The organism is Streptomyces sp. NPDC001980, assembly GCF_040296885.1.
In the GTDB taxonomy this organism is placed as follows: Bacteria; Actinomycetota; Actinomycetes; order Streptomycetales; family Streptomycetaceae; genus Streptomyces.
In genome coordinates this window covers 18,138-45,002 of record NZ_JBEOYD010000019.1, presented here as the reverse complement: position 1 = coordinate 45,002, position 26,865 = coordinate 18,138, and the positions used below count along the sequence as shown (strand labels likewise).

The window sequence follows — 26,865 nt, the reverse complement described above, 5'->3', positions numbered from 1 at the left end:
GGTGATCGTGAAGAAGGTGAGCGCACAGGTGTCCCCTGCACAGGAGAGCACCCGGGGAGAACCCGTCCCGGGCGGCGGCCGAGAGCACGGCGGGGCGGGCGCCGGGACAGGCGGGCGGCGGGACAGGCGGGAACGCGGGGTGCGGGTGAGGGCGGGTGCGGGGCCGGGGCGGTCACCCTGTTCCGAAGGCTAAATTCAGCCACGGTGAGGGGTGGCCGAAACCAGTCGATACGGCGAAATGTCCGCCCAAAACTGCAGCGGCGTCACCGTGTTCAGGTCACGGTGACGCCGCTGCGGGGGGAAGCACCTGAGCGATCTTTTACGACGGGGGAATCGCGTCAGGCACTGCGGGGGGTGGCCGAGATGGTCCTCACGTCCGGGACATCCGGCTCAGCCAGCCGGTGGTCCCGTTGGTCCAGGTTCACAAAGATCATTCCGTACCGGATCGCACACCGCACGGGCTGCGGCGCACCCCGGGGCTTACGCAGGCACCGGTACGCCCGTACGTCCTCATCCTCGTCGCGCGTGACGACGACCGGCTCACCGAAGACGGTCACCATCAGCGAGTCACCGCTGTGGGGGATGGCGGTGACCAGGTCGATGAAGTGCCAGCCGGAGCGGTAGGCCGTGGCCATTTCGCGGCGGAAGGAGCGGTCGTCGGGTGGGGTGGTCATGACTCGGCGACCCACGTACTGTCGCTCGGAGCGACCCAGGTGCTGTCACCCGGGACGTCGGACGCCGTGACGATCCAGGTGCTGTCGCCGACCCCGGCGGCCGTCACTGTGTTGGTGCGCCAGGTACTGTCGCCCGCCTTGGCACTGCCGATGCCCGCAGAGCCGCTCAGCGCCCCGAAAGCCACAACGGCGGAGAAGGCGGCGACTAGCGCCGAGCGAAGCATTCTCTTATGCATAGTCGGCTTCGTCCTCATTTGAAGGTCACCTCTCCCCCGTCCGAATACGACGATGGCCCATTCCGGCACGTCGTGGCCACACAATCGATGCATCATGTTCCTGCACGTTCAGGACCCTGGGGGGTGGAGATTTGACAATAAATGAGACTAACCGGACACATCCTCACGGGCTGACCGACCTGTGCGAGGACGGGCGCCGTCTCTACGGGAACGCTCTCCGGACGGGACGAGTCGCCCGTACGGATGTGGAACCGGCGCCCTGTTTGATGGAGTTCGCCCTCCTTCATGCCGATCCTGACGACCCGAACTGGTTGCGCCCGGTCCCCCCTTCGGTCGCCCTCGCCCAGCGGCTGAACCCGATCGAGAACGAGATCACCCAACGCAGGCGGATGTCGATCGAACTCGCCGACGCTTTCGAGCCGTTCATGACCCTGAGCGCCCAGTCGACGGGGACCACGCACTCCATCACGGTGCTGGAGGGGCTGGACCGGATCAACGCGGCCCTCGACCTGGCCACCGCTCAGTGCCAGACCGAGATGCTCACCGTGCAGCCGAGCCGCCGCCGCCTGGAGCACACCCTCGCCCAGGGACTGAACCGCGACCGCCCGCTGATCGAACGCGGCTGCCGCATCCGCACGCTCTACCAGCATCCTGCCCGCTACAGCCCCGAGACGCTCGCCTACGTCGCCCAGTTCACCGACGGCAAGGTGGAGTACCGCACGATCGACGAACTCGTCGAGCGGCTGATCATCTGCGACGAGACCGTGGCCTTCATCCCGACCCGCGACGACGGGGAGATCGCCCTCGAACTCCGTCACCCGGGACTCGTCCGCTACCTGGTCAAGGTCTTCGAGTTCATGTGGAACCGCGCGGTCCCGCTCAGCGCCGGCGCGCCCTACGAGACCGCCCCCGACGGCATCACCGAGATCCAGCACTCCATCGCCAAGCTCCTCATCGAGGGCCATGTCGACGAGGCGATCGCCCGGCGCCTGGGCATGAACGTCCGCACCTGCCGGGCCCACATAGCCAAGCTGGCCCAGCTCCTGGGCAGCGGCAGCCGCGCGCAACTGGGCTACCTGATCGCCCAGTCCGGAATCCTGGAACAGACGCCTCCCGAAGAGGCCGGCAGGCCGTGACCCCCGACCCTCATGCCGAGCACGGCGTCGAGGACCTGTGCGCCGCGGGAGCGGAACTCTACGGGTGTGCCCTCGGCGACGGGCACGTCTCCGCCCAGGACGCCACGAAAGTGCCCTGCCTCGTCGACCTCGGCCTGCTGCACCCGGCGCCGGACGACCCCGGCCGGATGGAGCCCGTGGCGCCCGCCGTCGCCCTGAACCGGATGCTGCGCGGGGCCCGTGTCCGTATCGCCGGCGAGTGGCGGCGACAGGAGCGGCTGGCGGAGCTCTTCGCACCGCTGATGCACATCGCACCGGAACCCGGCACGGTGCCGGCCTCCCCGGCCCTACGGCTGCTCAGCGGCACCCGGCGGATCAACCAGGCCATCGGCGAGGCCATGGCACAGGCCCGGGAGGAAGTCCTCTGCATCCAGCCGCACGCCGGCATGGTCGGCGCGCGCGGCACCGCCGCGGAATCCACCGCCTACGGGCGCGACAAGGCGTTTCTCGACCGCGGCGGCCGGTTCCGCACGCTCTACCAGCACACCCTGTTCCATGTGCAGGCCGTCTACACCTACACCGAGTCCCTGAAGGGCGACAACGTGGCCCGCGGCCTCGACGAGGTCCCCGACCGGCTGGTCGTCATCGACCGCACCGTCGCCTTCCTCCCCGCCGACGGCGACGGCAGCCTCGCCCTCGAAGTCCGCCACCCCGCACTCATCGGCTACTTCGCCACCGCCTTCGACCGGCTCTGGCACCTGGCCACCCCGCTGTTCCCCAAAGCGGAGCAACGCCCCACCGTCAACGGCGTCACCCCCCGCCAGCAGGCCATCGCCGCCCTCCTCGTCGAGGGCCACACCGACGCCGTCATCGCCGCCCGCCTCGGCATGAACATCCGCACCGCCCGCGTCCACATCGCCAAGCTCGCCACCACCCTCGGCAGCGAGAGCCGCGCCCAGCTCGGCTACCTCATCGGGCAGTCCGGGATCCTCAAGGACCGTGAGGGCGGGCTGTGAGCCGCTGCGAGCACGGTGTCGAGGAGCTGTGCCCGGCCGGCGCGAAGCTGTACGAACGCGCGCTGCGCGCCGGGCACGTCGGCGCCGAGGAGGCTGCCGAGGCCCCCTGCCTCACCGACTCCGGTCTGCTGCACCCGGCCCTCGACGACCTGGGCCGGCTGGAGCCGGTGGCCCCCGCCGCGGCCCTGCACCGGCTGCTGCGCTCCTCCGCCGCCCGGATCGCCGACGAACGGCGCCGCGAGGAACGGCTGGTGGCCCAGTTCGAACCGCTGCTGCGGGCCGTCGAGCCGGGCGCGGGCGGCGAGACCCCCACCCTGCGGCTGCACAGCGGCACCAAGCCCATCAACGAGGCCATCACCGACGCCATGGCCGAGGCGGGCCGGGAAGTGCTCTGCATCCAGTCGCACGCCGGGCTCACCGGCCCCCGGGCCCGTGCCGCCGTCGCGGCCGCCCGCGAGCGCGACCAGGCGATCCTCGATCGCGGCGCCCGCATCCGCGCCCTCTACCAGCACACCCTGCGCCATGTCCCGGCCGTGTACGGCGGCTTCGAGCGGCTGCGGGGTGACATGGAGGTCCGTGGCCTCGACGAACTGCCGGACCGGCTGATCGTGATCGACCGCGAGGTCGCCTTCCTCCCGGCCGACGGCGACGGCGGCCTCGCCCTCGAAGTCCGGCACCCCGCGCTGATCAAGTACTTCGTGACCACCTTCGACCGCCTCTGGCGCCTGGCCTCCCCCCTCTACCCCACCCTTGAGCAACGCCCCACCGTCAACGGCATCACTCCCCGCCAGCAGGCCATCGCCGCCCTCCTCGTGGAGGGTCACACGGACGCCGTCATCGCCGAACGCCTCGGCATGAACATCCGTACCGCCCGGGTCCACATCGCCAAGCTCGCCACCATGCTCGGCAGCGAGAGCCGCGCCCAGCTCGGCTACCTCATCGGACGCTCGGGGATCCTTGATCAGGAAGGCTGACCGTGTCCGGGGCCGTGTCCGGGGCCGCGGTCGTGCCGCCCGGCGGCCGGTCCAGCCCCACCTGCGCTATCCGCACGCCCAGTTGGGTACGGCTGGCCGCGCCCAGCGTCTCCGAGAGACGGGCGATGTGGGCCCGGCAGGTGCGCACGCTGATGCCGAGGCGTTCGGCGATGACCGCGTCCTGGTGGCCCTCCGCGAGCAGCGCCGCGATGGACTGCTCCCGGTGCGAGATGCCCTCGATGCCGGTGTCGGGGAGCGGGGCGGTGAGCGGGATCGCGAGGCGCCAGAGGCGTTCGAAGACCGTGACGAAGTACTCGACGAGGGCGGGGTGGCGCAGCTCCAGGGCCATCGTGCGGTCCGCGTTCGCGGGGATGAACGCCACCGTGCGGTCGAAGAGGATGAGGCGGTCGATGACCTCGTCGAGCGTGCGGGCCTCGACCGCGTCGCCCATCAGCTCCAGGTAGTTGAGCAGGCCCTGGCCGTGCCGGGCGACGTGCGTGTACAGGTCGCGCATCCGCACGCCCCGCCCGCGCAGGGCGACGGCCCGGTGCAGCCCCTCGGTCAGCTCCGACTCCCGCCGGATACCGCCCGGCTGGACGGTCAGCACCTCCTGCGTGCAGGCCTCCGTCGCCTCGTCCATGGCCGCCTGGATCCGGGACAGCCCGTCGAGCACCCGGATGGCCGCGGTGCCCTCCGCGGAGGCCGACACGGCCTGCAACTGCCGTCCCAGACCGGCGTACCACTCGAACGCCTCGACCGCCGACCCCACCCGCCGCTGGCTGTCCGTCACCTCGTCGTACACCCCGCGCAGCAGCCGGGTCATGACCTCCTGCGGTGCGGTCGGCACCAGCCAGTCCATGTCATCGGGGTCGGGGTGCAGCAGCGCCAGCTCGAGCAGGCAGGGCACCGTGTCGGCGTCCGTGCGCGGCACCCGGCCCCGGCGCACGGCCCGGGAGTACACACGGTCCCCGACGGCGCACAGCCGGTCGGCACCGTGTGGATGCTCCTCCGTCCCGTGCCCGGCCATCGACCGTTCCACCCCCGGTTTGCTGCCTCTTCCGCAGCGCAACTATGAGCGGTCCGGACCGGGTCCGCAACACGGCTCCCCTCACGCGGGGGGCCGTAATGACCGGATGTGAACGGATATCACACCGCCTCCGCCGGCCGCGTTGCAACAAGCTGACGGTGGTGGCAGGGGGGTGTGCGCGGCATCGTGGGAGCCGCTTCCCACGGGTGCCGCCGTGCACCCGGCGGGGCCCCGGTCCATCCTCCCCCGATCGGGCCGGGGCCCCGTGCAACGCACCCACGGGGGAGGTGCGTTGCAGGGAGGGTCGCTCGCGGGCGCGTGGCGCGGCGGTCCCGGCGAATCCCCGAAATCCGCCAGTGATCGCCGCGTTACGTGCCCGCTCTAACGTCCCTCCATGGCGGACATATTCGACGCGTACGCGTTGGCCGACGCGTGGGACGAGATGTTTGTACGGCCGGGTGAGGTCAGGACCGCCTATGAGCCGGTACTGGCTGCGCTCCAGCCGATCGAACCGAGTGAACTGCGGTTCCGGGCCGACCAGATGGCCCGGGCCTTCACCGACCGGGGGGTGACCTACGCCTTCGCGGGCGAGGAACGGCCCTGGCCACTGGACCTGGTGCCGAGGATCCTCGACGCCCTGGAATGGGATCTCCTACGAAGAGGCGTGGCCCAGCGGGTGCGGGCCCTGGAGGCCTATCTGGCCGACGCCTACGGACCCGCGCGGGCCTTCGAGGACGGGGTGGTGCCCTGGCGGCTGCTCCTTGGCTCGCCGCACTTCCACCGGGCGGCGCACGCGGTGGAGCCGCCCGGCGGGGTGCGCATCCATGTGGCCGGAATCGACCTGGTCCGGGACGAGGCGGGGGCCTTCCGCGTCCTCGAGGACAACGTGCGGGTGCCGAGCGGGGTGTCGTACGTCATCGAGAACCGGCGCGCGATGACCCGGATCTTCCCCTCGCTCTTCGCCGAGCAGCACGTGCTCCCGGTGGACGGATACGCGGGGCGGCTGCTCGCCGCCCTCCGCGCGGCCGCGCCCGGCGGGGCGGCGAGCGATCCCCGGGTCGTCGTCCTCACCCCCGGGCCCAGCAACGCGGCCTACTTCGAACACGCCCTGCTGGCCCGGCTGATGGGCGTGCAGCTGGTCGAGGGGCACGACCTGGTGTGCCGGAGCAACCGGGTGTGGATGCGCACGACCCGCGGCGAGGTGCCCGTGCACGTCGTGTACCGGCGCCTCGACGACGACTTCCTCGACCCGCTGCACTTCCGCCCCGACTCGGTGATCGGCTGCCCCGGCATCCTGAGCGCCGCCATCGCGGGGAACGTCACACTCGCGAACGCCGTGGGCAACGGCATCGCGGACGACAAACTCCTCTACACCTACGTCCCGGACCTGATCCGCTACTACCTCGGGGAGGAACCGGTCCTCCCCAACGTCGAGTCCTACCGGCCCGACGAACCAGGCCAGTTGGAGGCCGTCCTCGACCAGCTCGACCAGCTGGTCGTGAAGCCCGTCGACGGGGCCGGCGGGCAGGGCATCGTGATCGGCCCGAAGGCCGACAAGGAGACCCTGGAACGCACTCGCAAAGCCGTCGCGGCCGACCCGCGCGGCTTCATCGCGCAGCGCCCGGTCGCCCTCTCCACCTCCCCCACCCTCTCGGGTGAACGGATGGCGCCGCGCCACATTGACCTGCGGCCGTTCGCCGTGAACGACGGCGACGGCATCTGGGTGCTGCCCGGCGGCCTCACCCGGGTCGCCCTCCAGGAGGGCAACCTGATCGTCAACTCCAGCCAGGGCGGCGGTTCCAAGGACACCTGGGTGCTCGCCGAGGGCCCGGCCGAACGCCCCGAGCCGGTCGACGCGGGCCCGATCCCCGCCGTCGCCCCGCGCCGCCTCGGCCCCGACGGCACCCGTGCGGTCGTACCGGAAGGAGCGCAGCAGCAGTGAACGACGTGATCCTCTCCCGTATCGCCGAGTCGCTCACCTGGACCGGGCGGTACGTCGAACGGGCCGACGCCACCGGCCGGATCCTCGACGCCTATCTGCACCGGATGCTGGAGGACCCCTGGCGCGACGAGGACGCCGCCTGCCGGTCGCTGTACGCGATCCTCGGCGTGGACGCCGGCGCGGACCGGGTGGACATGCAGCAGGTCCTCGACCAGCTCGCCTTCGACGCCCGCTCCACCTGCTCCATCGAGGGCGCGCTGGGCGCCGCCCGGCTGAACGCGCGCAGCGCCCGCGAGGCCGTCTCCTCGGAGATGTGGGAGTGCCTCAACTCCACCTGGCACGCGCTCGGCGACCGGCGCCGCGCGGCCCGCCGCACGGGCCCCTACGCCTACCTGGAGCTGGTCCGCAGCCGGGCCGCGCTCTTCTTCGGGCTGGCCGACTCGACGATGAGCCGGGACGACAGCTGGCGGTTCGTCGTCCTCGGGCGGAGCCTGGAGCGGGTGGACATGACCCTACGGCTGCTTTCGGTGCGCGTGCTGGACGCGGCGCACGCGCCGGACTGGCCGACGCTGCTCAGCGCGAGCGGCGCCGACGAGGCGTACGCACGGGTGCACACCGGCTTCGGCGACACCCCGAGAGTGGCCGAATTCCTGCTCCTGGACCGGGACTTCCCGCGCTCCGCGCTGCACGCGCTGACCACGGCCGAGGAGTGCCTGGCCGCGCTCGGCCGGCCCCGCCAGGACCCCGCCCGCTCCCCGATCGGCCGGGCCCGCACCCGGCTCGAATACCTCGACACCGCCTCCCTGGAGGAACAGCTGCCGGTCCTGCTGCGCGACCTCCAGCAGGCCTGCATGGCGTCCGCCGACGCGGTGGCCGAGCGGTTCTTCCCGTACCAGGGGCTCGTCCAGTGGGCCCAGGAAGGAGCCTGAGATGGCTCGTCGCCTCCGGATCCGGCACACCACCCGGGTCTCCTACGCGCAGCCCGCGGCCTCCTCGCACAACGAGGTCCGGATGACCCCGCTGACCCTGCCGGGACAGACCACCCTGGACGCACGGGTCACGGTGCAGCCGGCGACCGCCGTCTGGTCGTACTGGGACTACTGGGGCACCCAGGTCACCGGCTTCGACCTCCTTGAGCCGCACGAGGACCTGACGATCACCGCGTCCAGCCTGGTGGAGACGGCGGCGCCGGGCCCGCTGCCGGCCGCGCCGGGGTGGGCGGAGCTGGCCGAACGGGCGGCGGGGTCACGGCTGCTGGAGTTCGTGACGCCGACCGGGCGTACGTCGGTGCCGAAGAAGCTGGTGAAGAAGGCGCTGGGCGCCGCGGCGGGGCTGGGGCCGCACGAGGCCGCGGTGGCCGTCTCGGGGCTGGTCGCCGACCGCGTGACCTACCTGCCGGGCGCGACCGGCGTGAACACCTCCCCCGCGGAGGCGTGGGCCCAGCGGGCGGGCGTCTGCCAGGACATCACCCACCTCACCATCGCCCTGCTGCGGGGGCTGGGGCTGCCGGCCCGGTACGTCTCCGGGTACCTGCACCCGGAGCGGGAGGCGGAGCCGAACCGGCCCGTCGCCGGGCAGAGCCATGCGTGGATCGAGTACTGGGCCGGCGGCTGGTGCGGGTACGACCCGACGAACCGGGTGCGGGCCGGGGAGGATCACGTGGTGGTGGGGCGGGGGCGCGACTACGACGACGTCACGCCGCACAAGGGGATCTACCGGGGGGTGCCGGGAGGGGCGCCGGAGGTGACGGTGGAGTTCACTCGGGTCGCGTAGTCGGGCCGTCTGCCGGCCGGTGGGGGGCCGGTCGCGCAGTTCCTCCCCCAGCCGTCCCTTTTCAGCTACCCAGCTGCGGGCAGGCGTGCCTCCCGCAGCTGGGCGCACCCACAGCAGCCCCGTTCCCTGAGCCGGGAACGGGGCCGTCGGCAGGGCCCTACTTGAGACCCGCCTCCGCGCAAGCGGTCTTGTACGCGGCCGTGCAGATCTGCGAGATCTTGTAGATGCCGTCCGCGACGACGGTGTCCTTGATCTTGCTCTTGGTCACGGCGCTGACCTGCACCAGCTGGGACGGGATGTTCTTGTTGGTCGGGCTGTCGACGGTGTCCTGGGTGAGCGCGTCGAACTGGATGTCCTTGCCCTGCACCTTGTAGACGGCCATCTGGGCGGCGGCCTCGGCCTCGTCCGGGTACGGCTTGTAGACCGTCATGTACTGCTCGCCGGCGAGGATCCGCTGGATGGCGTCGAGGTCCGCGTCCTGGCCGGTGATCGGCGGCATGGTGGTCACGCCCGCCGCCTTGAGGGCCTTGACGACGCCGCCCGCCATCGCGTCGTTGGCGGAGTAGACGGCGGCGATGTTGTCCTTGCCGATCGCGCCGATCGCCTTGGTGACCTCCTGCTCGGCGATGTCCGGGTTCCAGTCCTTGGTGTCGTACGAGAGGTTCGCGGTCGTCACCTTGCCGCTCAGCTCGGACAGGGCGCCCGTCTTGAACTGCTTGGCGTTGGGGTCGGTCGGCGAGCCGTTGATCATGACGACCTTGTCGGAGGTGTCGACGTTCGAGCCGAGCGCCTCCAGCAGGGTGCGGGCCTGCACCTCGCCGACGAGCTCGTTGTCGAAGGAGACGTAGGCGTCGATCGGGCCCTCGGCGAGGCGGTCGTAGGCGATGACCGGGATGCCCGCGGCCTTGGCCTTCTTCACCGTGCCCGCGATGGCGTGCGCGTCGACGGCGTCCAGGATGATCACGTCGATCTTGTCGTCGATCATCTTCTGCATCTGCGTCGCCTGCGTGGAGGCGGACGACGCGGCGTTCTGGTAGTCGACCTTGCCCTGCTTGTTGGTGAGCTCGGCGATCTTCGACTGCATGATCGGGTAGTCGAAGTTGCTGTACCGGGTGTTGATCTTGTCCGGCATCAGCACGCCCACCGTGATGTCGTTGCCCTTCGTCGGGCTCGCGGACGTCGACGATCCTGTCGCGTTGAGCACGCCGCAGCCGGCAAGCGAAAGGGTCATCGTGGACGCGGCCACAAACATGGCTATACGACGCATACGGGGGCTCACTTCAGGTGCGTTCCGGACGTGGGCTGCTTTGCGACCCAGATGTCTGAAAAGACAACGCGTACGCCACACCCGGCGTCAAGCGGAACTACTTAACGAGTGCGCAACACCACGCTCCGCTGCATCTGTGAAGGCTCAGCGGAATCGCCTCCAAACACCCTTTACGGACCCTCCATCCAAAGGGAGTTCACGGGTAGGCAAAGATCAGTACAACCAACGCGGTTCCTCACGAGTCGACATCCGGAACGACCTTCCCCGTCGTACGGATACGACCAGAGGATCGAATGAACCCAGCCAGAAGCGCCGCGGCCGCCGCCGTGGTGCTAGCCACCGCCGGCACGCTGCTCGGCGGCGCCGTCGTCACCGCCTCGGCGGCCACAACCTGCTCCTCCCCCGTCTTCAAAAGGCAGTTGTTCGCGAACACCACGTTCAAGGGCACCCCGAAGAAGACGGACTGCGACTCCTCGGTCAACGAGAGCTGGAGCGGCGCTCCGGCGTCCGGCCTCCCGAAGGACAACTTCGGGGTGCGCTGGAGCGTGACCCGGGACTTCGGCTCCGGCGGCCCCTTCGCCCTCGCCGCCTCCGGCCTCGACGGCATCCGCGTCTACCTCGACGGCAGCCGCAGGATCGACCTGTGGAAGAACACCACCGGGACGGTGAGCAGAACCGTCAACGTGACCGTCCCGTCCGGCAAGCACACCCTCCGCGTCGACTACGTCAACTGGACCGGCAGCGCCAAGGTCAAGGTCACGTACACACCCCGCACTTCGGCCTCCGTCGACAAGGTCAGGCCCCTCACCCCCAGGGACCCGCTCGTGTCGTACGACACGGCGAGCAACACCACGAAGCTCAGCTGGGTCAGGAACACGGAGATGGACCTCGCGGGCTACCGGGTCTACCGCCGCCTGCGGGGCAGCACGACCTGGACCCGGCTGACCACCACCACCGCGACCTCGTCCACCGACACCCCGCCGGCCACCGGCGCCGTCTACTACTACGAGGCCCGCGCCTACGACAAGGCCGGAAACGAGTCCACCGGCACCGCAGACCAGCAGGTCACCAGCATCACCCTGGCGACGCCGGGCGGGCTCGGCACGTCGGTCACGGACACCACGGCCGAGGTGTCCTGGCGGGCGGTGCCGGGCGCGGTGAAGTACCGGGTGGTGCGCACCGATCCGAACGGCACCGAGCAGGCCACCGTCGTCAACTGGAACCACCTCAGCGACGACACGCTCCACCGCAGCTACACCTACACGTACAAGGTCGCCGCGGTGGACGGCTCCGGTCACCTGTCGCCGTACAGCGACACCACCAGCGCCCACCGTCCGCCCGCCGCGCCGCGCGATCTCACGGCGACGGCGGAGGCCGGTGCCGCGCTGCTGAGCTGGACGGTCGAGCCGGGCGACGCCAACGTCCTCGCCTTCCACGTCTACCGCTCGACGACCCTGCCCGTCAGCACCACGGGCGAGCCGGTGTCGTGCTACATCACCTACACCGAACTCGCCGACGGATCACGGCGGTACAGCTGCGACGACGACTCGGCGCAGGAGGGCACCACGTACCACTACGTGGTGACGACGCAGGACCAGGCGAACAGCGTCTCGCTGCCCACGGACCCGGTCACCGTCACCCCGCTCGAATCGGACAAGCCGCCCGCGCAGGTGACCGGTCTGACGGCGACGGCCACGGAGTACGGCATCGAGCTGGACTGGGACGACAACACCGAGCCCGACCTGAAGCGGTACGCGGTCTACCGGGGCACGGTCCTCGGCGAGGAGGGCGAGGAGCAGGTCTGTTCCGCCGGTGAGTGGGCGCATCTGCCGGCCGGCACCTCGCACTTCCGGGACGTGCGGACGCCGGACGGCGACCACGCCTGCTACTGGGTCGACGCGATCGACAACGCGAACAACTCCAGCAGATGGCTGGGGCCCGTGACCGCGGTCGCCGTCGACGAACTGGACCTGACCCCGTCGGTGGCGACCCCGGAGGGCTCCCCGCTCACCCTGACGGCGGACACCCCCGACGCGGGCGGCGTCCACCTCGCCTGGAACGCGGTCGACTCGGCGACGGGCTACCAGGTCTACCGCTGGAACCCGGCCACGCAGACGTACGAGAAGCTGGCGGCCACCACCGACCGCTCGTACGACGACACCACGGCCGCCCGCGGCACCACCCACTACTACTGGGTGACCGCGCTGTACGCCGACGGCACGGAGTCGGCACCGGGCGCGGAGTGGGCGATCCTGGAGCCGTGACCGGCATGCGAAAGGGCCCGGAGGTGCGCCTCCGGGCCCTTTCCCACTGCTGCTCGGTCCTTGCTCGGTCCCTTGCTCAGTCCCTTGCTCAGTCCTTGGCCTTCTTCGGCCGCCACACCACCAACGCGCTGGTCTGCTGGACCTCCTGGTACGGCACCAGGTCGCGGCGGTAGGACGCGTGGACGGCGGCCTCGCGCTGCTGCATCGCGGTCGCCGCGCCGTCGACCGCCGCCTGGAGCTCGGCCACGCGCTGCTGGAGCGCTATGACCTGGTTCTCCAGTTCGATGATGCGCTTGATGCCGGCCAGGTTGATGCCCTCGTCCTGCGACAGCGCCTGCACCTGGCGGAGCAGCTCGATGTCGCGGGCCGAGTAGCGGCGGCCGCGCCCGGCCGTGCGGTCGGGGGAGACCAGGCCGAGGCGGTCGTACTGGCGCAGCGTCTGCGGGTGCAGTCCGGAGAGCTGGGCCGCCACCGAGATGACGTAGACCGGGGTCTCCTCGGTCAGTTCATACGGGTTACGTCGACGGCCGTCCATCTCTGTCATGCTCCCTTCGCGGCCTCGAACAGCTCGGCCCGCGGGTCCTCGCCCGCGGTCGCCTCGCGATACGCCTCCAGTGCGTCACGAGCATTCCCCGACAGGTCCTTCGGGACACTCACCTCGACGGTGACCAGGAGGTCGCCGCGGGTGCCGTCCTTGCGGACCGCGCCCTTGCCACGGGCGCGCATGGTGCGGCCGTTGGGCGTGCCCGGGGGCAGCTTCAGGGTGACCGGCGGTCCGCCCAGGGTCGGGACCCTGACCTCGCCGCCGAGCGCCGCCTCGGTGAAGGTCACCGGGACGGTCACCGTGAGGTTGTCGTCCTTGCGGCCGAACACCGGGTGGGCGTCCACGTGCACCATGACGTACAGGTCGCCCGCGGGGCCGCCGCGTTCGCCCGGTGCGCCCTTGCCGCGCAGGCGGATGCGCTGGCCGTCGGTGACCCCGGCGGGGATGCGGACCTGCATGGTCCGGGACGACTTGGCCCGGCCGCTGCCCTTGCAGTCGAGGCAGGGGTGCTCGGCGATCAGGCCGCGGCCCTTGCAGTCGGGGCAGGGGTCGGTGAGCGAGAAGCCGCCGCCGGATCCCCGCGCCACCTGGCCGGTGCCGACGCAGGTCGGGCACACCCGTGGGGTGCCGTTCTTGTCGCCGGTGCCCGAACAGGCCTTGCAGGGGGCCTGCGAGGACATCCGCAGCGGGACCGTGGCGCCCTCGATGGCCTCCGTGAAACTCAGCGTGACCTCGGACTCGATGTCCTGGCCGCGCCGCGGCTGGGTACGGCCGGCCGTGCCGCCGCCCCGGTTGAACAGGCCCCCCAGGACGTCACTGAAGCCGCCGCCGCCACCACCGAAGCCGCCGCCCCCGCCCTGGGCGTTGCCCCCGAAGAGGTCGCCCAGGTCGAAGTTGAAGTTGCCGCCGCCCGCGCCCGGCCCCGGGCGGAAGCCGCCGTTGCCGAAGAGGGCGCGTGCCTCGTCGTACTCCTTGCGCTTCTTGGGGTCGCCGAGTATGTCGTTCGCCTCGGAGATCTCCTTGAAGCGCTCCTCGGCCTTGGCGTTGCCCTTGTTGGCGTCCGGGTGGAACTCGCGGGCGAGCTTCCGGTACGCCTTCTTGATCTCGGCCTCGGTGGCGTCCTTGGGGACGCCGAGGACCTTGTAGTAGTCCTTCTCGATGAAGTCCTTGGTGCTCATCCCCGACGCCCCTCCTTCCACGTGTTACCTACGACTTCAGCCCTCCTCAGGGCCGTTGTCCTTCTCGTCCCCGGCCGCCGGGGCCTCTTCGGTCCCCTCGGCCTTCGCCGCCGTCGCTCCCGGCTGCGGTTCGGCGACCGCCACCCGCGCGGGGCGGATGGTGCGCTCGCCGATGCGATACCCGGGCTGCAGGATGGCCACGCACGTCGTCTCGGTGACGTCCGGCGCGTAGCTGTGCATCAGCGCCTCGTGGATCGTCGGGTCGAAGGGCTCGCCCTCCTTGCCGAACTGCTGCAGGCCCATCTTCGCCGCGACCGTCTCCAGCGACTCGGCCACCGACTTGAAACCGCCGACCAGTTCGCCGTGTTCCCGCGCGCGGCCGATGTCGTCGAGCACGGGCAGGAGTTCGGTCAGGAGGTTCGCGATGGCGATCTCCCGCACCGTGATCCGGTCGCGCTCCACCCGGCGGCGGTAGTTCTGGTACTCGGCCTGGAGACGCTGGAGGTCCGCGGTGCGCTCGCCGAGCGCGGTGCGCACCTGGTCCAGCTGCGCCGTCAGACCGGCCAGCTGTGCGCTTGAGTCCCCGGCCGGGGCCGCCCCCTGTGCGGGAGCGGCCTTCGGCGCGGCGTCGTCGGGGGTGGCGCCGGAGGGGACGTCGGGCTTCTCCTCGAAGCCCGGGGTCTCCTCCGTCACGCGGCACCGTCCTTGCGCTCGTCGTCGACGATCTCGGCGTCCACCACGTCGTCGGCGGCGTCACCGGCGGGGGCACCGCCGGCCGCGGCCTGCGAGGCCTGGGCGTCGGCGTACATGGCCTGGCCCAGCTTCTGCGAGACGGCAGCGACCTTCTCGGTGGCGGTGCGGATCTCGGCGGTGTCCTCGCCCTTGAGGTGCTCCTTGAGCTCCTCGATGGCGGCCTCGACCTCGGTCTTGATCTCGCCCGGGACCTTGTCCTCGTTGTCCTTGAGGAACTTCTCGGTCTGGTAGACGAGCTGCTCGCCCTGGTTGCGGGTCTCGGCGGCCTCGCGGCGGCGGTGGTCCTCCTCCGCGTACTGCTCGGCCTCCTGGCGCATCCGGTCGACCTCGTCCTTCGGCAGCGAGGAGCCGCCGGTGACGGTCATCTTCTGCTCCTTGCCCGTGCCGAGGTCCTTCGCGGTCACGTGCATGATGCCGTTGGCGTCGATGTCGAAGGCGACCTCGATCTGCGGGACACCGCGCGGGGCCGGCGGCAGACCGGTCAGCTCGAACATGCCGAGCTTCTTGTTGTACGCCGCGATCTCGCGCTCGCCCTGGTAGACCTGGATCTGGACGGAGGGCTGGTTGTCCTCGGCGGTGGTGAAGATCTCGGACCGCTTGGTCGGGATCGTCGTGTTCCGCTCGATGAGCTTGGTCATGATGCCGCCCTTGGTCTCGATACCGAGGGACAGCGGGGTCACGTCGAGGAGCAGGACGTCCTTGACCTCACCCTTGAGGACACCGGCCTGGAGGGCGGCGCCGATGGCGACGACCTCGTCCGGGTTGACGCCCTTGTTGGCGTCCTTGCCGCCGGTCAGCTCCTTGACGAGCTCGGCGACGGCGGGCATACGGGTGGAGCCGCCGACGAGGACGACGTGGTCGATCTCGCCGAGCTGGATGCCGGCGTCCTTGATGACGTTGTGGAACGGCGTCTTGCAGCGCTCCAGGAGGTCCGCGGTCAGCTGCTGGAACTGGGCGCGGGTGAGCTTCTCGTCGAGGTGCAGGGGGCCCTCGGCGGAGGCGGTGATGTAGGGCAGGTTGATCGAGGTCTCGGTGGAGCTGGACAGCTCGATCTTGGCCTTCTCGGCGGCCTCGCGGAGGCGCTGGAGGGCCATCTTGTCCTTGCCGAGGTCCACGCCGTGGCCGGCCGCGAACTGCTTGACCAGGTAGTCGACGACGCGCTGGTCCCAGTCGTCACCACCGAGGTGGTTGTCGCCGTTGGTGGCCTTCACCTCGACGACGCCGTCGCCGATCTCCAGGAGGGACACGTCGAAGGTGCCGCCACCGAGGTCGAAGACGAGGATCGTCTGGTCGTCCTTGTCGAGGCCGTACGCCAGCGCGGCGGCGGTGGGCTCGTTGACGATGCGCAGGACGTTCAGACCGGCGATCTCGCCGGCCTCCTTCGTCGCCTGGCGCTCGGAGTCGTTGAAGTAGGCCGGGACGGTGATGACCGCGTCGGTCACCTTCTCGCCCAGGTAGGCCTCGGCATCCCGCTTGAGCTTCTGCAGGATGAACGCGGAGATCTGCTGGGGGTTGAAGTCCTTCCCGTCCAGCTGGATCTTCCAGTCGGTGCCCATGTGGCGCTTCACGGACCGGATCGTCCGGTCCACGTTGGTGACCGCCTGGCGCTTGGCGACCTCGCCGACGAGGACTTCGCCGTTCTTCGCGAAGGCGACGACGGACGGCGTGGTCCGGGCACCCTCGGCGTTGGTGATGACGGTGGGCTCGCCGCCTTCAAGAACGCTGACGACGGAGTTAGTCGTGCCCAGGTCGATGCCGACCGCACGTGCCATGGTGATTTCCTCCAGCTGACTTGAGTGGAACGGGCTCAAGTGTGCATCAAGCTTCGTCCTGGGTCAACAGACCTGAGTGGAACAGACTCAAGTCTTATCCGTTCCTTACACGCAAGTGCCCGCTGACCTGCGTCGACACGGCGTTCCGGGGCCCGTACACCGGAACCCGAAGGAGTAGCAGCACGATGCTGAAGGTGACGCAGGCGACGCAGGTGGCGCCGGTCCGGGCGACCCAGCCGCCGTGCACGAGCACCGCGACGAGCACCCCGGCGAAGGACGCGACACCGAGGACGACGGTTGCCCGCTGCGAGGTGAGCCCGAGGCGCCGCAGCCGGTGCGCGAGGTGGTCGGGCCCGCGCCGCAGCACCGGGCGCCCGGCGAGGAGCCGCGAGAGCACGACGAGCAGGACGTCGGCGCTCGCCAGGGCGGTGAGCGCGAACAGCACGCCCGCGCTGGCGGCGGGGTCGTACCCGGACCGGGTGATCAGCGCGGCGGCGGCCAGCACGAACCCGGTGAACAGCGAGCCCGCGGCGCCGAGGGCGATCCGCGCGGGAGCCCAGTTGTGCAGCAGGAACCCGGTGAGCGCGGCCGCGAGCACGCTCAGCAGCACGGCGAGCCCGTCCATCACCTCGGCGGCGGCACAGGCCCCGACCCCGAAGGCGGTCACCACCCCGACGGTCCCGGCCAGCCCGTCCGCATGGTCGAGCCCCTTGAAGGCGACGGCGACGAAGGCGATCCAGCCCGCGCCGAGCACCCCGCCGACGATCCCGAACTCGCCGTACGGCACCACGCACGCGGCCGCCACCGCCGTACCGAACAGCAGGAACCGCGTCTTCAGCCGCCACACGTCGGCGACCACCCCGAGCAGCGCCACCGCTCCCCCGGCGGCCACCAGCTCCCCGACGCCGGTGCCGAGCGGGGCGACGGCCGTCCAGTCGCCGGCGAACGCGACCAGGCAGGTGGCGCCGACCACGGCGAGGCCGCCCAGCGCGGGCACCCGCCGGGCCCGCCGCCGGTCGACCAGCCCGACCCGCAGGGCACACGGCCGGATCAGCGCGGCGAGGAAGGCGGCGAGCAGGAAGGCGGTGGTGGCGGCGGCGATCCCGTAGAGCACGGGTCCAAATTAGACCTAAATGTAACAATTATGTACGAATAACACGATCGGGTTGGGGCGTACCGCCCAGGCAGACCTCAGCGATCCAGATCACCCCGCACCTGGCTACAGTGCGAGTAAAGATGCGGGTAGTCTCGAACCGACTGCATAAGTTACCGCTTAGTAATTTCGGGAACCCTCTGCGAAGAGACCCGAAGAGACCACCCCTCGCAGGCCCGAGGAGCCCCCATGCAACTCGCCGCGATCATCGTGTCGCTGGTTCTGATCGTGGTTGGCGTGGCGTTGTTCGCGCGCGCCGTCCTGCAGATCTACAACTTCCTGCGGCTCGGCCAGAACGTGCCCGCCGGCACCCGTACCGACGAGCCCGTCCAGCGGACCGTCACGGTGGTCAGGGAGTTCCTCGGCCACACCCGGATGAACCGCTGGGGCATCGTGGGCGTGGCGCACTGGTTCGTCGCGGTCGGCTTCTTCTCCCTCCTGCTGACGATCGTCAACGCCATCGGCCAGCTGTTCCAGGCCGACTGGATCCTGCCGGTCATCGGCGACTGGGCGCCGTACAACGTCTTCGTCGAGTTCATCGGCACCATGACGGTCCTCGGCATCCTCGTGCTGATCGTCATCCGCCAGCTGAGCAAGCCGAACCGGCCGGGCCGCAAGTCCCGGTTCGCCGGCTCCAACTTCGGCCAGGCCTACTTCGTCGAGACGGTCATCCTGATCGTCGGCGTCTGCATCTTCACGCTGCACGCGCTGGAGGGCGCCCAGCACCACGTGGACTCCTACGAGGCGTCGTTCTTCATCTCGTACCCGGTCGTGTCCTGGTTCCGGGGCATGGACGTCTCCACGCTGCAGAACCTCACCTACTTCTTCGCCGGCCTGAAGATCGCGACCTCCTTCATCTGGATGATCGTGGTCGCCCTCAAGACCGACATGGGCGTCGCCTGGCACCGCTTCCTCGCCTTCCCGAACATCTGGTTCAAGCGGAACGCGACGGGTGAGACCTCGTTGGGCGCGCTGCTCCCGATGACCTCGGGCGGCAAGCCGATCGACTTCACCGACCCGGGCGAGGACGACGTCTTCGGCGTCTCCCAGGTGGAGCAGTTCTCCTGGAAGGGCCTCCTCGACTTCTCGACCTGCACCGAGTGCGGTCGCTGCCAGTCGCAGTGCCCGGCCTGGAACACCGGCAAGCCGCTCTCCCCGAAGCTGCTGATCATGTCCCTGCGGGACAACGCGCACGCCAAGGCGCCCTACCTGCTCGCGGGTGGCGGCAAGACCGCCGAGGGCGAGGAGAAGGGGTCGGAGGAGCAGCTGGCCGGGGTCCCCGCGGCGGCTCTCGCGGAGGCCGAGCGCCCCCTCATCGGCACCGCCGAGGAGAACGGCGTCATCGACCCGGACGTGCTGTGGTCCTGCACCACCTGCGGCGCCTGTGTCGAGCAGTGCCCGGTGGACATCGAGCACGTCGACCACATCGTCGACATGCGCCGCTACCAGGTGATGATCGAGTCCGCGTTCCCGTCCGAGGCGGGCACGATGCTCAAGAACCTGGAGAAGAAGGGCAACCCCTGGGGTCTGGCCAAGAAGCAGCGCCTTGAGTGGCTCAAGGAGGTCGACTTCGAGGTCCCGGTCGTCGGCAAGGACATCGAGGACCTCACCGAGGTCGAGTACCTGTACTGGGTCGGCTGCGCGGGCTCCCTGGAGGACCGCGCCAAGAAGACGACGAAGGCCTTCGCCGAGCTCCTCCACATCGCGGGCGTCAAGTTCGCGATCATGGGCGGCGACGAGAAGTGCACCGGCGACTCCGCCCGTCGCCTGGGCAACGAGCCCCTGTTCCAGGAGCTCGGCATGGAGAACGTGGCCGCGCTGAACATGGCGTTCGGCGAGGACGACGAGGACCCGGCGACGAAGAAGCCGAAGTCGGCCAAGAAGATCGTCGCCACCTGCCCGCACTGCCTCAACACCATCGGCAACGAGTACCCGCAGCTCGGTGGCGACTACGAGGTCATCCACCACACCCAGCTGCTCCAGCACCTGGTCGACGAGGGCAAGCTGGTCCCGGTCACCCCGGTCGAGGGCATCATCACCTACCACGACCCCTGCTACCTGGGCCGCCACAACAAGATCTACACGCCGCCGCGCGAGATCATCGCCAGCGTCCCGGGCCTGCGCAACGAGGAGATGCACCGCCACAAGGAGCGCGGCTTCTGCTGTGGCGCCGGCGGTGCGCGGATGTGGATGGAGGAGCGGATCGGCAAGCGCATCAACAACGAGCGCGTCGACGAGGCGCTGTCGGTGAACCCCGACATCGTCTCCACCGCCTGCCCCTTCTGCCTCGTGATGCTGACCGACTCGGTCAACGGCAAGAAGAACGATGGCAAGGCCAAGGAGTCCATCCAGGTGGTGGACGTGGCCCAGCTGCTGCTCGACTCGGTCCGGACCCCGGTCGACCCGGCGGGCGAGGCGGAGCAGGAGAGTGAGCCGGAGCCGGAGCCGGTGAAGTAGTTCTCACGGTCGTCACGGCGCCTCGTGCCCTCGCCGGGTACGGGGCGCCGTCGTATGCCGGGGCGGGCCGCACGTCCGTCTCACCGGAGCGTCCTGGCCGGCCGGCCCGGGCGCCGGGTGTTCCGGCAGGCTCTCGGCACCCGGCCGGGCGCCCGTCGCCTCCCGCCCGCGAGGGGGCCGGCCGGTCGCGTCCGTACCCCGGACGGCCCTCTCCTGCTCGCGTGCGCGCTCTCCTGCGGTTCGGCTGGCAGGAGGGCCGGATCGAGCGGGAGGTACGCGTGGCGGAGGACAGCGCGCACGACGACGGTGACGGGGACCGGTCCGACGACGTGCGGGAACTGCGGGCCCGGGTCGCGGCCCTGGAGGGCGAACGGGCCCGGCCGCCCCGGCACCGCGTCAGGTCCCTCCTCGCCGTCGTCCTGGTCGTCGTCGGCTGCCTGCTCGCCCCGCTCGCCGTGGTCGCCTCGTGGGCGGCGGACCAGGTGGGCGACACCGACCGCTACGTCAGCACGGTCGCCCCGCTCGCCTCCGATCCCGACGTGCAGAACGCCGTGGCCAACCGGGCCACCGACGCCCTCATGACCCACCTCGACCTGCCCGCCCTGCTCGCCGACGTGGCCCCCGCCGACCGGCCCCGCCTGCAGCAGGCACTCGGTGGCAGACTCGGCGACGCGCTCGAAGGGGCCGTGCGCAGCTTCGTCCACGACAAGGCGCGCGAGGTCGCCGCGTCCGGCGCGTTCCGGACCGTCTGGACCGACGCCAACCGCCGGATCCACAGCAGCCTCGACAAGGCCCTCACCGGGAGCGGCGGCGGCGCGGTGCAGCTGACCGGCGACAGCGTCACCCTCGACATCGGCCCCGTCGTGGACCAGGTCAAGGAGCGCCTCGTCGACGCCGGGCTGACCCCCGCCGCGCACATCCCCGCCGTGCACACCGACTTCACCCTCGCCAGGTCCGACCAGGTCGGCAAGGTCAAGACCTACGTACGGCTGCTGCAACTCGCCGGGAACTGGCTGCCCGTGCTGGCCGTGCTGCTGGTCGCCGCCGGGGTGCTGCTGGCGGTCCGGCGGCGCCGGGCCCTGGTGACCGGCTGCCTCGGGGTCGCCGTCACCACCGGGCTGCTCGGCATCGGGCTGCGCGTGTTCCGGGTGTTCTACCTGGACCGGCTGCCCGCGAGCGTCTCGCCGGGCGCGGCGGCCGCCGTCTACGACGCGCTGACCCACTTCCTGCGCACCGGCGTGCGCATGGTGGTGGCCCTCGGCATCGTCGTCGCCGTGGCCGCCTGGCTCTCCGGCCCCGGCCGGTACGCCGGGCTGGTCCGGGGCCTGTGGACGTCCGGGATCGGCGCGGTACGCGGCACCGCCGACCGCGCCGGACTGCGCACCGGGCCGGTCGGCCCCTTCGTCCGCCGGTACCGCGCCTGGATCATCTGGGTCCTGGTGGCCGTGGCGGTGCTGGTCTACCTGCTGTGGCCGTACCCCACCGGCTGGGTGGTGGTCGGCATCGCCCTGTGCCTGCTGTTCGTGCTGGCCGTGGTGGAGTTCCTGGCGGCGCCCCCGCCCCCGGCCGAGGGCGGGGGAGAGACCCCGGCCGCGTCGCCGGCCTGACGATCCGGCCGACGGCCGGCGCCGCCGCGGACGGTCGGGGGATCTGCGGACCGTCAGGGCGCGAAGGCCGCCCAGGGGCCGAGCGCGAACCCCTCGCCCGCCTTGCGGACCTCCACCGCGCCCGGTCCGCCGAAGTGCGCGGGGACGACCAGTTCGCGGGTGGCGGCGGCCCGTTCGAGGATCCGGCGGCGGCTGGCCTCCGCCTGCACGGGGTCGAGGCAGAAGCAGCTGTTCCACTGCGGCCGGAGGATCTGGACCGGGCTGTGCAGCAGGTCGCCGACGAAGACCGCGCGGTCGCTCCCCGACGCGAGCCGGAGCACCGAGGAGCCGGGGGTGTGACCGGGTGCCGACTCCAGGGTGAGGTGTTCGTCGATGCGGTGGGCGCCGTGCCACAGGACGACCTGACCGGCCCGGTGGACCGGCGCGATGCTGTCCTCGTAGACGAGCCGGTCGTCCTCCCGCACCCCGTTTCCGTATCCGTTCTCCGGCCCGAAGTGGAAGTCGTCGGCGGTCGGGACGAGGTACCGGGCGTTGGGGAACGCGGGCGCCCAGCCGCCCTCGACGCCGACCGTGTTCCAGCCGACGTGGTCTGCGTGCACATGGGTGTTGACGACGACGTCGACGTCCTGGGGCCGCACCCCGGCCCGGGCCAGCAGCCCGAGGAAGTCGCCCTGCCACTGGTGGAATCCGGGCCAGCCGGGCCGCTCGCGGCCGTTGCCCACCGGGGTGTCGACCAGCACGGTCCGCCCGCCGCTGCGCAGCACCCAGGTGCCCAGTGCGGCCACCGCCCGGTCGGCCGTCGGGTCCCAGTGGTCCGGCGCCAGCCAGTCCGCGTTGTCCGCCCAGACCCCGGCGGACGACTGCGGCACGAGGGTACGGGCCGGCGTGAACGGCCCCTGCCACTCGACGACGCGGATGACCTCGACATCACCCAGCACGGTGCGCTGCACGAAGCCCTCGCGCCGGAAATCGTCGCGACCGGAACTCTCGCTCCGGATACTCGGGCCGCTCCGGATACTCGGGATGCTCGGGATGCTCGGGAAATTCTCGCTCTCCATGGAATCGACCCTAGGGAGCGCCGGCGAGCGTCTCAATGCTCATCCGGCTCATCGAAATACGTGCCCGGCTCACCTCCGAGCCCTGTGGGATAGCCTGCCGCCGTGGATGTGCTGAGCGACGCGATCGCGGCCGTCAGGGTCGGACAGCCCTCGTCCAACCGGGTGCGGGTGAGCGGCACCTGGTGCACACGGCTGGCTCCGTACGAGGGCGCGGGCTTCCACGTCGTACTGAAGGGGACCTGCTGGCTGCTTCCCGACGGCGGCGCCCCGGTCCAGCTGGGCACCGGAGACGCGGTGCTGCTCCCGCACGGCACAGGGCACGTGCTCGCCGACTCCGCCGCCGACGCGGCGGCCGTGCGGCACGCGGTGCCGTTCGAGCGCTGGGCGGGGGACGAGGGGCCGGACGACCGGACGGCGTACGGGACGTACGGCGGGGTCGAGCTGCTGTGCGGCAAGTACCGGCTCGACCGCAGCCACGCCCACCCGCTCATGGCGGAGCTGCCCGAGGCCGTCCACCTGCCCAACCGGGTGGGCAGCCACCCCGAACTCCGGGCGGCGATCGACCTGCTGGGCCGGGAGCTGGAGGCGCGGCGGCCCGGCACGGGCACGGTGGTCCCCAGCCTGCTGGACCTGCTGTTCGTCTACATGATCCGGTCCTGGATGGCCGAGGGCGCGACCGGTGCCTGGCCGGCCGTGCTGACCGATCCGGTCACCGCCGCCGCGCTGCGCGCGCTGCACGCGGACCCGGCCGCCGCCTGGACCAACGACCGGCTCGCCACCGAGGTGGGCGTCTCCCGGCCGACCCTGGCCCGCCGGTTCACCGGCCTGGTGGGCCGGGCGCCGATGACGTACCTCACCTGGTGGCGCCTGACCCTCGCCGCGACACTGCTCCGCGACACCGAGGAGCCGTTGGCCGCCATCGCCCGCCGGGTCGGCTACGGCACTCCCTACGCCCTCTCGCACGCCTTCAAGCGGGAGTTCGGAGCCACTCCGGGGCGGTTCCGCACGGAGGTGCACGGCCGTCGGCCGGGCTCAGCGGTCTGAACGCCCCCCTTTCCCCCGGCTACTTCAGTCCGATCGCGGAGCACGCCGACCGGTACTTCGGGGTGCAGATCTGGGCGACGGTGTAGACGCCGTCCGCGATCACCGTGTCCTCGATGTTGTCCTTGGTGAGGGCGACCACCGGGACGAGCGTCGCGGGGATGTCCTTGTCGGTCGGGCTGTCGACCTTGTCCTGGGCCAGCGCGTCGTACTGGATGTCGCGGCCCTGCACCTTGTACACCGCCATCTGCGCGGCGTCGGTGGCCTCGTCCAGGAACGACTTGTACACGGTCATGTACTGCTCGCCCGAGACGACCCGCTGCACCGCGTCCAGGTTCGCGTCCTGCCCGGTCACCGGGGGGATCGTGGTGGCGCCCGCCGCCTTCAGGGCGTCGATGACGGCGCCGGCCATGCCGTCGTTGGCCGAGTAGACGGCGGCGATGTTGTTCAGGCCGACGGCCCGGATCGCCTTCTTCATGTTCGCCCCGGCGACCGCGGGCGACCACTTGTCGGTGTCGTACTCCTCGGCGATGCGGACCTTGTTCTTCAGTTCGCTGAGGGCGCCCTCCTTGAAACTCGCCGTGTTCGGGTCCGCGGGGTCGCCGTTCATCATGACGACCTCGCTGGTCGCCGCCTTGCTGCCGAGCGCCCCGATGATGGCGCGGCCCTGGACCTCGCCGACGAGTTCGTTGTCGTGCGAGACGTAGGCGTCGATCGGGCCCTGCGCGAGCCGGTCGTAGGCGATGACGGGGATGCCGGCGGCCTTGGCCTTCCGGACGTCCGGTGCGATGGCCTTGGCGTCCACCGCGTCGACCAGGATGACGTCGGCCTTCCGGTCCACCATCTGCCGGAACTGCCCGCTCTGCGTGACCGGGCTGGCCTCGGCGTTGGCGTAGTCGACCTTGCCCTTGCCGTGGGTGAGGGAGGCGACCTCCTTCTCGATGATGGGGCGGTCGAAGTTCTCGAACCGTGCGGTGTCCTTGTCGGGCAGGAGCAGCCCGACCGTGATGTCGTCGCCCTTCGTCGCGGACGCGGAGTCGCCACCCCCGCCGATGCCGTCGACGACGCCGCACGCGCTGAGCGCGAGAGCGGACGCGGAGGCGGCCAGGGTGATCGCGAGGCGGGGCAGGGGGGTCCCGCGGAGGGTGGGAACGCTCACATCAGGCGCCTTCCGGGTGGGGGGAGCGTCATGCGCAACCGATGGTGTGAAGGAAGCAAACGCGTAGCGGCCGGATACGTCAAGACGTATGGACAACACGGCAGTTGGGGCCGGTCCCGCGCATGATCCCGGGGTGCGCGACAGGGGGTCGTTCTACCAGGTCAGGCCGGTGCGGCGGGAGTTCGGCAAGGACTGCGGACCGGGGGTCGCGGAGGGGCGGGGCCGGGGTGGGCAACGGGCCGCCCATGTCGGGGACTTCACCGAGTCTTCGCAGTTGCTACTCGGCCTTCACAGTCGGAGGAGCGGGCGGGGCATGTCCGCGGGGCAATGTTGTGCATTGCGTTGACTGCCGTGAGGAATGAGCCCTACATTCCTCGATGCCTTCGTTCAGTGCACTGAGCACCGCTCCCCCGCCCGTCGCCCCCACGCCCAAGGAGCCGTCTCCATGCCCGTCAGCACCCGCCCGCGCACTTCCCGCACCCGCCTGCGCATCGCCCTCGCCGCCCTGGCCTCGCTGGCGGCCACGGCTCTCACCGCCCTGCCCGCACCCGCCGCCGCGGCGGACACGCCGGTCACCGGCAGCCTCACCGGCACCCTCTCCGACGGCGCCACCTGGATCGCGGACGTGCCCGAGCACTGGAACGGCACCCTGCTGCTGTTCAGCCACGGCTTCGGACCCACCGTCGCCCAGGACGCCCCCACCGACGCCGTGCGCACCGAACTGCTCGCCGAGGGCTACGCGCTGGCGGGATCGTCGTACGACCCCCAGGGCTCGATGTGGGCCCTGAACAGCGCCGAACGCGACCAGTTCGCCACCCTCGACGCCGTCACCGCGCAGATCGGCACGCCGCGGCGCACCCTCACCATGGGGCAGTCCATGGGTGGGCTCGTGAACGCGCAGCTGGCGCGGGACGGTGCCGGCCGCATCGACGGCGCGCTCGGCCAGTGCGGCCTGGTCGCGGGCGCGACGGACCTGGACAACTACCAGCTGGACGCCGAATACGCCATCGCCCGGCTGCTGTTGCCGCCCCAGTCCGTGCAGCTGGTGGGATTCGGCTCCGCCGGTGCGGCCGCCGCCACCGCGGACACGCTCAGCGCCGCCGTCACCGCCGCCCAGGCCACCCCGCAGGGCCGCGCCCGGATCGCGCTCGCCGCCGCCTTCCTCAACCTGCCCGCCTGGTCGCCCGGAAAGACCGAGCCCGCCGCGACCGACTGGGCCGGCCAGGAGGCGCAGCAGTACGACTGGTTCGCGCACGGCATCCTGGCGTTCGTCGAGGGCGGCCGGTACGCCGTCGAGCAGTCCGTCGGCGGCAACAACTCCTGGAACCGGGGCGTCGACTACGCCGGCCTGCTCGCCGGTTCCGCACACGCGCCCCAGGTCCGCGCCCTGTACGGGGCGGCCGGGCTGGACCTGGACGCCGACCTGCGGACGCTGACCGAGGGCGCCACGATCGACGCCGATCCCGCCGCGGTCGCCACCGCGCAGCGCACGTCCTCCGCGGGCCAGGGACTCGGGGTGCCGTTGCTCGACGTCCACACCACCGCCGACAACCTGGTTCCGGTGGAGCAGGAGAACCGCTTCGCCGACCGGGTGCGCGCCTCCGGTGACGGCGCGCTGCTGCGGCAGGCGTACGTCGCACGGCAGGGCCACTGCACGTTCACCACCGCCGAGACCGTGGCCGCCCTGCACGCCCTCGAACACCGCGTGGACACCGGCCGGTGGGACGACGCGGCGACCCCGGCCGCGCTCCAGCGGTCCGCCACCGCGCTCGGCCTGGACGGGGCGGCCTATGTCGCTTACCAGCCGGCCGAGTTGACGGTCGGACGCGACGGGCGGAGTTGAGACAGGGGCCGC

At 71.1% G+C, this 26,865-nt stretch carries 21 protein-coding genes; 11 read left to right on the top strand and 10 right to left on the bottom strand.

Annotated elements, in window-relative coordinates; all coding sequences use genetic code 11:
• Window positions 1-338: 338 nt before the first annotated feature.
• Window positions 339-674, bottom strand: coding sequence for a Rieske (2Fe-2S) protein (locus ABT137_RS27310; RefSeq protein WP_089100103.1), 336 nt, complete (start codon window positions 672-674; stop codon window positions 339-341).
• A 367-nt stretch (window positions 675-1,041) separates the two neighbouring features.
• Here ABT137_RS27310 and ABT137_RS27305 point away from each other — a divergent pair, with 367 nt between their 5' ends.
• From ABT137_RS27305 to ABT137_RS27295, 3 genes are read left to right on the top strand one after another with little or no spacing between them, the layout of a single operon-like run.
• A complete protein-coding gene (locus ABT137_RS27305) occupies window positions 1,042-2,046 on the top strand; it encodes a helix-turn-helix transcriptional regulator (protein ID WP_351713370.1) in 1,005 nt (334 codons plus the stop codon).
• A complete protein-coding gene (locus ABT137_RS27300) occupies window positions 2,043-3,041 on the top strand; it encodes a helix-turn-helix transcriptional regulator (protein WP_351713368.1) in 999 nt (332 codons plus the stop codon). The genes ABT137_RS27305 and ABT137_RS27300 overlap by 4 nt, the downstream gene beginning before the upstream one ends.
• Window positions 3,038-4,015 carry a helix-turn-helix transcriptional regulator gene (locus tag ABT137_RS27295; protein ID WP_351713366.1) on the top strand — a complete coding sequence of 326 codons (978 nt, stop codon included), beginning with the start codon at window positions 3,038-3,040 and terminating at the stop codon, window positions 4,013-4,015. Before ABT137_RS27300 ends, ABT137_RS27295 begins: the two co-directional genes overlap by 4 nt.
• On the opposite strand, the gene ABT137_RS27290 is transcribed toward ABT137_RS27295, so the two are convergent.
• Window positions 3,978-5,042, bottom strand: a complete 1,065-nt coding sequence (locus tag ABT137_RS27290; protein ID WP_351713364.1) for a helix-turn-helix transcriptional regulator — start codon at window positions 5,040-5,042, stop codon at window positions 3,978-3,980. The two genes, ABT137_RS27295 and ABT137_RS27290, sit on opposite strands and share 38 nt — an antisense overlap.
• Before the next feature lie 394 nt (window positions 5,043-5,436).
• Here ABT137_RS27290 and ABT137_RS27285 point away from each other — a divergent pair, with 394 nt between their 5' ends.
• Genes ABT137_RS27285 through ABT137_RS27275 form a run of 3 tightly spaced genes read left to right on the top strand, consistent with a single transcriptional unit; the run spans window position 5,437 to window position 8,757 of the window.
• Window positions 5,437-6,984 (top strand): circularly permuted type 2 ATP-grasp protein, encoded by a 1,548-nt coding sequence (locus ABT137_RS27285; RefSeq protein ID WP_351713362.1) that lies wholly within the window; start codon window positions 5,437-5,439, stop codon window positions 6,982-6,984.
• A complete protein-coding gene (locus ABT137_RS27280; RefSeq protein WP_351713360.1) occupies window positions 6,981-7,913 on the top strand; it encodes an alpha-E domain-containing protein in 933 nt (310 codons plus the stop codon). The genes ABT137_RS27285 and ABT137_RS27280 overlap by 4 nt, the downstream gene beginning before the upstream one ends.
• A gap of 1 nt (window position 7,914) precedes the next feature.
• Window positions 7,915-8,757, top strand: a complete 843-nt coding sequence (locus ABT137_RS27275; RefSeq protein WP_351713358.1) for a transglutaminase family protein — start codon at window positions 7,915-7,917, stop codon at window positions 8,755-8,757.
• A gap of 157 nt (window positions 8,758-8,914) precedes the next feature.
• On the opposite strand, the gene ABT137_RS27270 is transcribed toward ABT137_RS27275, so the two are convergent.
• A complete protein-coding gene (locus tag ABT137_RS27270) occupies window positions 8,915-10,024 on the bottom strand; it encodes a sugar ABC transporter substrate-binding protein (protein ID WP_351713356.1) in 1,110 nt (369 codons plus the stop codon).
• Between the two features lie 293 nt (window positions 10,025-10,317).
• On the opposite strand from ABT137_RS27270, the gene ABT137_RS27265 reads away from it, so the two are divergent.
• The gene (locus ABT137_RS27265) at window positions 10,318-12,288 is read left to right on the top strand and encodes a PA14 domain-containing protein (protein ID WP_351713354.1); all 1,971 of its coding nucleotides are present in this window, start codon (window positions 10,318-10,320) and stop codon (window positions 12,286-12,288) included.
• Window positions 12,289-12,376: 88 nt separating this feature from the next.
• Here ABT137_RS27265 and ABT137_RS27260 read toward each other — a convergent pair whose 3' ends face one another.
• The 5 genes from ABT137_RS27260 to ABT137_RS27240 all read right to left on the bottom strand — a co-directional run bounded on the left by ABT137_RS27260 (window position 12,377) and on the right by ABT137_RS27240 (window position 17,649).
• A complete protein-coding gene (locus ABT137_RS27260) occupies window positions 12,377-12,823 on the bottom strand; it encodes a heat shock protein transcriptional repressor HspR (RefSeq protein ID WP_351713617.1) in 447 nt (148 codons plus the stop codon).
• A 5-nt stretch (window positions 12,824-12,828) separates the two neighbouring features.
• Window positions 12,829-14,010 carry a molecular chaperone DnaJ gene (gene dnaJ, locus ABT137_RS27255; RefSeq protein WP_351713352.1) on the bottom strand — a complete coding sequence of 394 codons (1,182 nt, stop codon included), beginning with the start codon at window positions 14,008-14,010 and terminating at the stop codon, window positions 12,829-12,831.
• 36 nt (window positions 14,011-14,046) lie between these two features.
• Window positions 14,047-14,703, bottom strand: a complete 657-nt coding sequence (gene grpE / locus ABT137_RS27250; protein WP_351713350.1) for a nucleotide exchange factor GrpE — start codon at window positions 14,701-14,703, stop codon at window positions 14,047-14,049.
• A complete protein-coding gene (dnaK, locus tag ABT137_RS27245) occupies window positions 14,700-16,535 on the bottom strand; it encodes a molecular chaperone DnaK (protein WP_089100116.1) in 1,836 nt (611 codons plus the stop codon). The genes grpE and dnaK overlap by 4 nt, the downstream gene beginning before the upstream one ends.
• 94 nt (window positions 16,536-16,629) lie before the next feature.
• Window positions 16,630-17,649 (bottom strand): MraY family glycosyltransferase, encoded by a 1,020-nt coding sequence (locus ABT137_RS27240; RefSeq protein ID WP_351713347.1) that lies wholly within the window; start codon window positions 17,647-17,649, stop codon window positions 16,630-16,632.
• A 228-nt stretch (window positions 17,650-17,877) separates the two neighbouring features.
• Here ABT137_RS27240 and ABT137_RS27235 point away from each other — a divergent pair, with 228 nt between their 5' ends.
• Both ABT137_RS27235 and ABT137_RS27230 read left to right on the top strand, forming a co-directional pair.
• On the top strand, window positions 17,878-20,145 hold the full coding sequence (locus tag ABT137_RS27235) for a (Fe-S)-binding protein (protein WP_351713346.1): 2,268 nt from the start codon (window positions 17,878-17,880) through the stop codon (window positions 20,143-20,145).
• Between the two features lie 278 nt (window positions 20,146-20,423).
• Window positions 20,424-21,752 (top strand): hypothetical protein, encoded by a 1,329-nt coding sequence (locus tag ABT137_RS27230; RefSeq protein ID WP_351713615.1) that lies wholly within the window; start codon window positions 20,424-20,426, stop codon window positions 21,750-21,752.
• A gap of 53 nt (window positions 21,753-21,805) precedes the next feature.
• On the opposite strand, the gene ABT137_RS27225 is transcribed toward ABT137_RS27230, so the two are convergent.
• Entirely contained in the window at window positions 21,806-22,810 is a 1,005-nt protein-coding gene (locus tag ABT137_RS27225) for an MBL fold metallo-hydrolase (RefSeq protein ID WP_351713344.1), read from the bottom strand.
• Window positions 22,811-22,912: 102 nt separating this feature from the next.
• On the opposite strand from ABT137_RS27225, the gene ABT137_RS27220 reads away from it, so the two are divergent.
• Window positions 22,913-23,854 (top strand): AraC family transcriptional regulator, encoded by a 942-nt coding sequence (locus ABT137_RS27220; protein ID WP_351713341.1) that lies wholly within the window; start codon window positions 22,913-22,915, stop codon window positions 23,852-23,854.
• A 19-nt stretch (window positions 23,855-23,873) separates the two neighbouring features.
• Here the strand turns inward: ABT137_RS27220 and ABT137_RS27215 are convergent, their stop codons facing one another.
• Window positions 23,874-25,010, bottom strand: coding sequence for a sugar ABC transporter substrate-binding protein (locus ABT137_RS27215; protein WP_351713339.1), 1,137 nt, complete (start codon window positions 25,008-25,010; stop codon window positions 23,874-23,876).
• 445 nt (window positions 25,011-25,455) lie between these two features.
• Between ABT137_RS27215 and ABT137_RS27210 the strand changes: the two genes are divergently transcribed.
• Window positions 25,456-26,853: an alpha/beta hydrolase gene (locus ABT137_RS27210; protein ID WP_351713337.1), complete on the top strand. Its 1,398-nt coding sequence runs from the start codon at window positions 25,456-25,458 to the stop codon at window positions 26,851-26,853.
• The last annotated feature ends 12 nt before the right edge of the window (window positions 26,854-26,865 follow it).

Bases quoted from the DNA above. Each gene is read 5' to 3' on its own strand.
- dnaK (WP_089100116.1), bottom strand. From the start codon at position 16,535: ATGGCACGTGCGGTCGGCATCGACCTGGGCACGACTAACTCCGTCGTC.
- ABT137_RS27310 (WP_089100103.1), bottom strand. From the start codon at position 674: ATGACCACCCCACCCGACGACCGCTCCTTCCGCCGCGAAATGGCCACG.
- ABT137_RS27210 (WP_351713337.1), top strand. From the start codon at position 25,456: ATGCCCGTCAGCACCCGCCCGCGCACTTCCCGCACCCGCCTGCGCATC.
- ABT137_RS27260 (WP_351713617.1), bottom strand. From the start codon at position 12,823: ATGGACGGCCGTCGACGTAACCCGTATGAACTGACCGAGGAGACCCCG.
- dnaJ (WP_351713352.1), bottom strand. From the start codon at position 14,010: ATGAGCACCAAGGACTTCATCGAGAAGGACTACTACAAGGTCCTCGGC.
- ABT137_RS27285 (WP_351713362.1), top strand. From the start codon at position 5,437: ATGGCGGACATATTCGACGCGTACGCGTTGGCCGACGCGTGGGACGAG.
- ABT137_RS27275 (WP_351713358.1), top strand. From the start codon at position 7,915: ATGGCTCGTCGCCTCCGGATCCGGCACACCACCCGGGTCTCCTACGCG.
- ABT137_RS27265 (WP_351713354.1), top strand. From the start codon at position 10,318: ATGAACCCAGCCAGAAGCGCCGCGGCCGCCGCCGTGGTGCTAGCCACC.
- ABT137_RS27270 (WP_351713356.1), bottom strand. From the start codon at position 10,024: ATGCGTCGTATAGCCATGTTTGTGGCCGCGTCCACGATGACCCTTTCG.
- ABT137_RS27290 (WP_351713364.1), bottom strand. From the start codon at position 5,042: ATGGCCGGGCACGGGACGGAGGAGCATCCACACGGTGCCGACCGGCTG.
- ABT137_RS27225 (WP_351713344.1), bottom strand. From the start codon at position 22,810: ATGGAGAGCGAGAATTTCCCGAGCATCCCGAGCATCCCGAGTATCCGG.
- ABT137_RS27235 (WP_351713346.1), top strand. From the start codon at position 17,878: ATGCAACTCGCCGCGATCATCGTGTCGCTGGTTCTGATCGTGGTTGGC.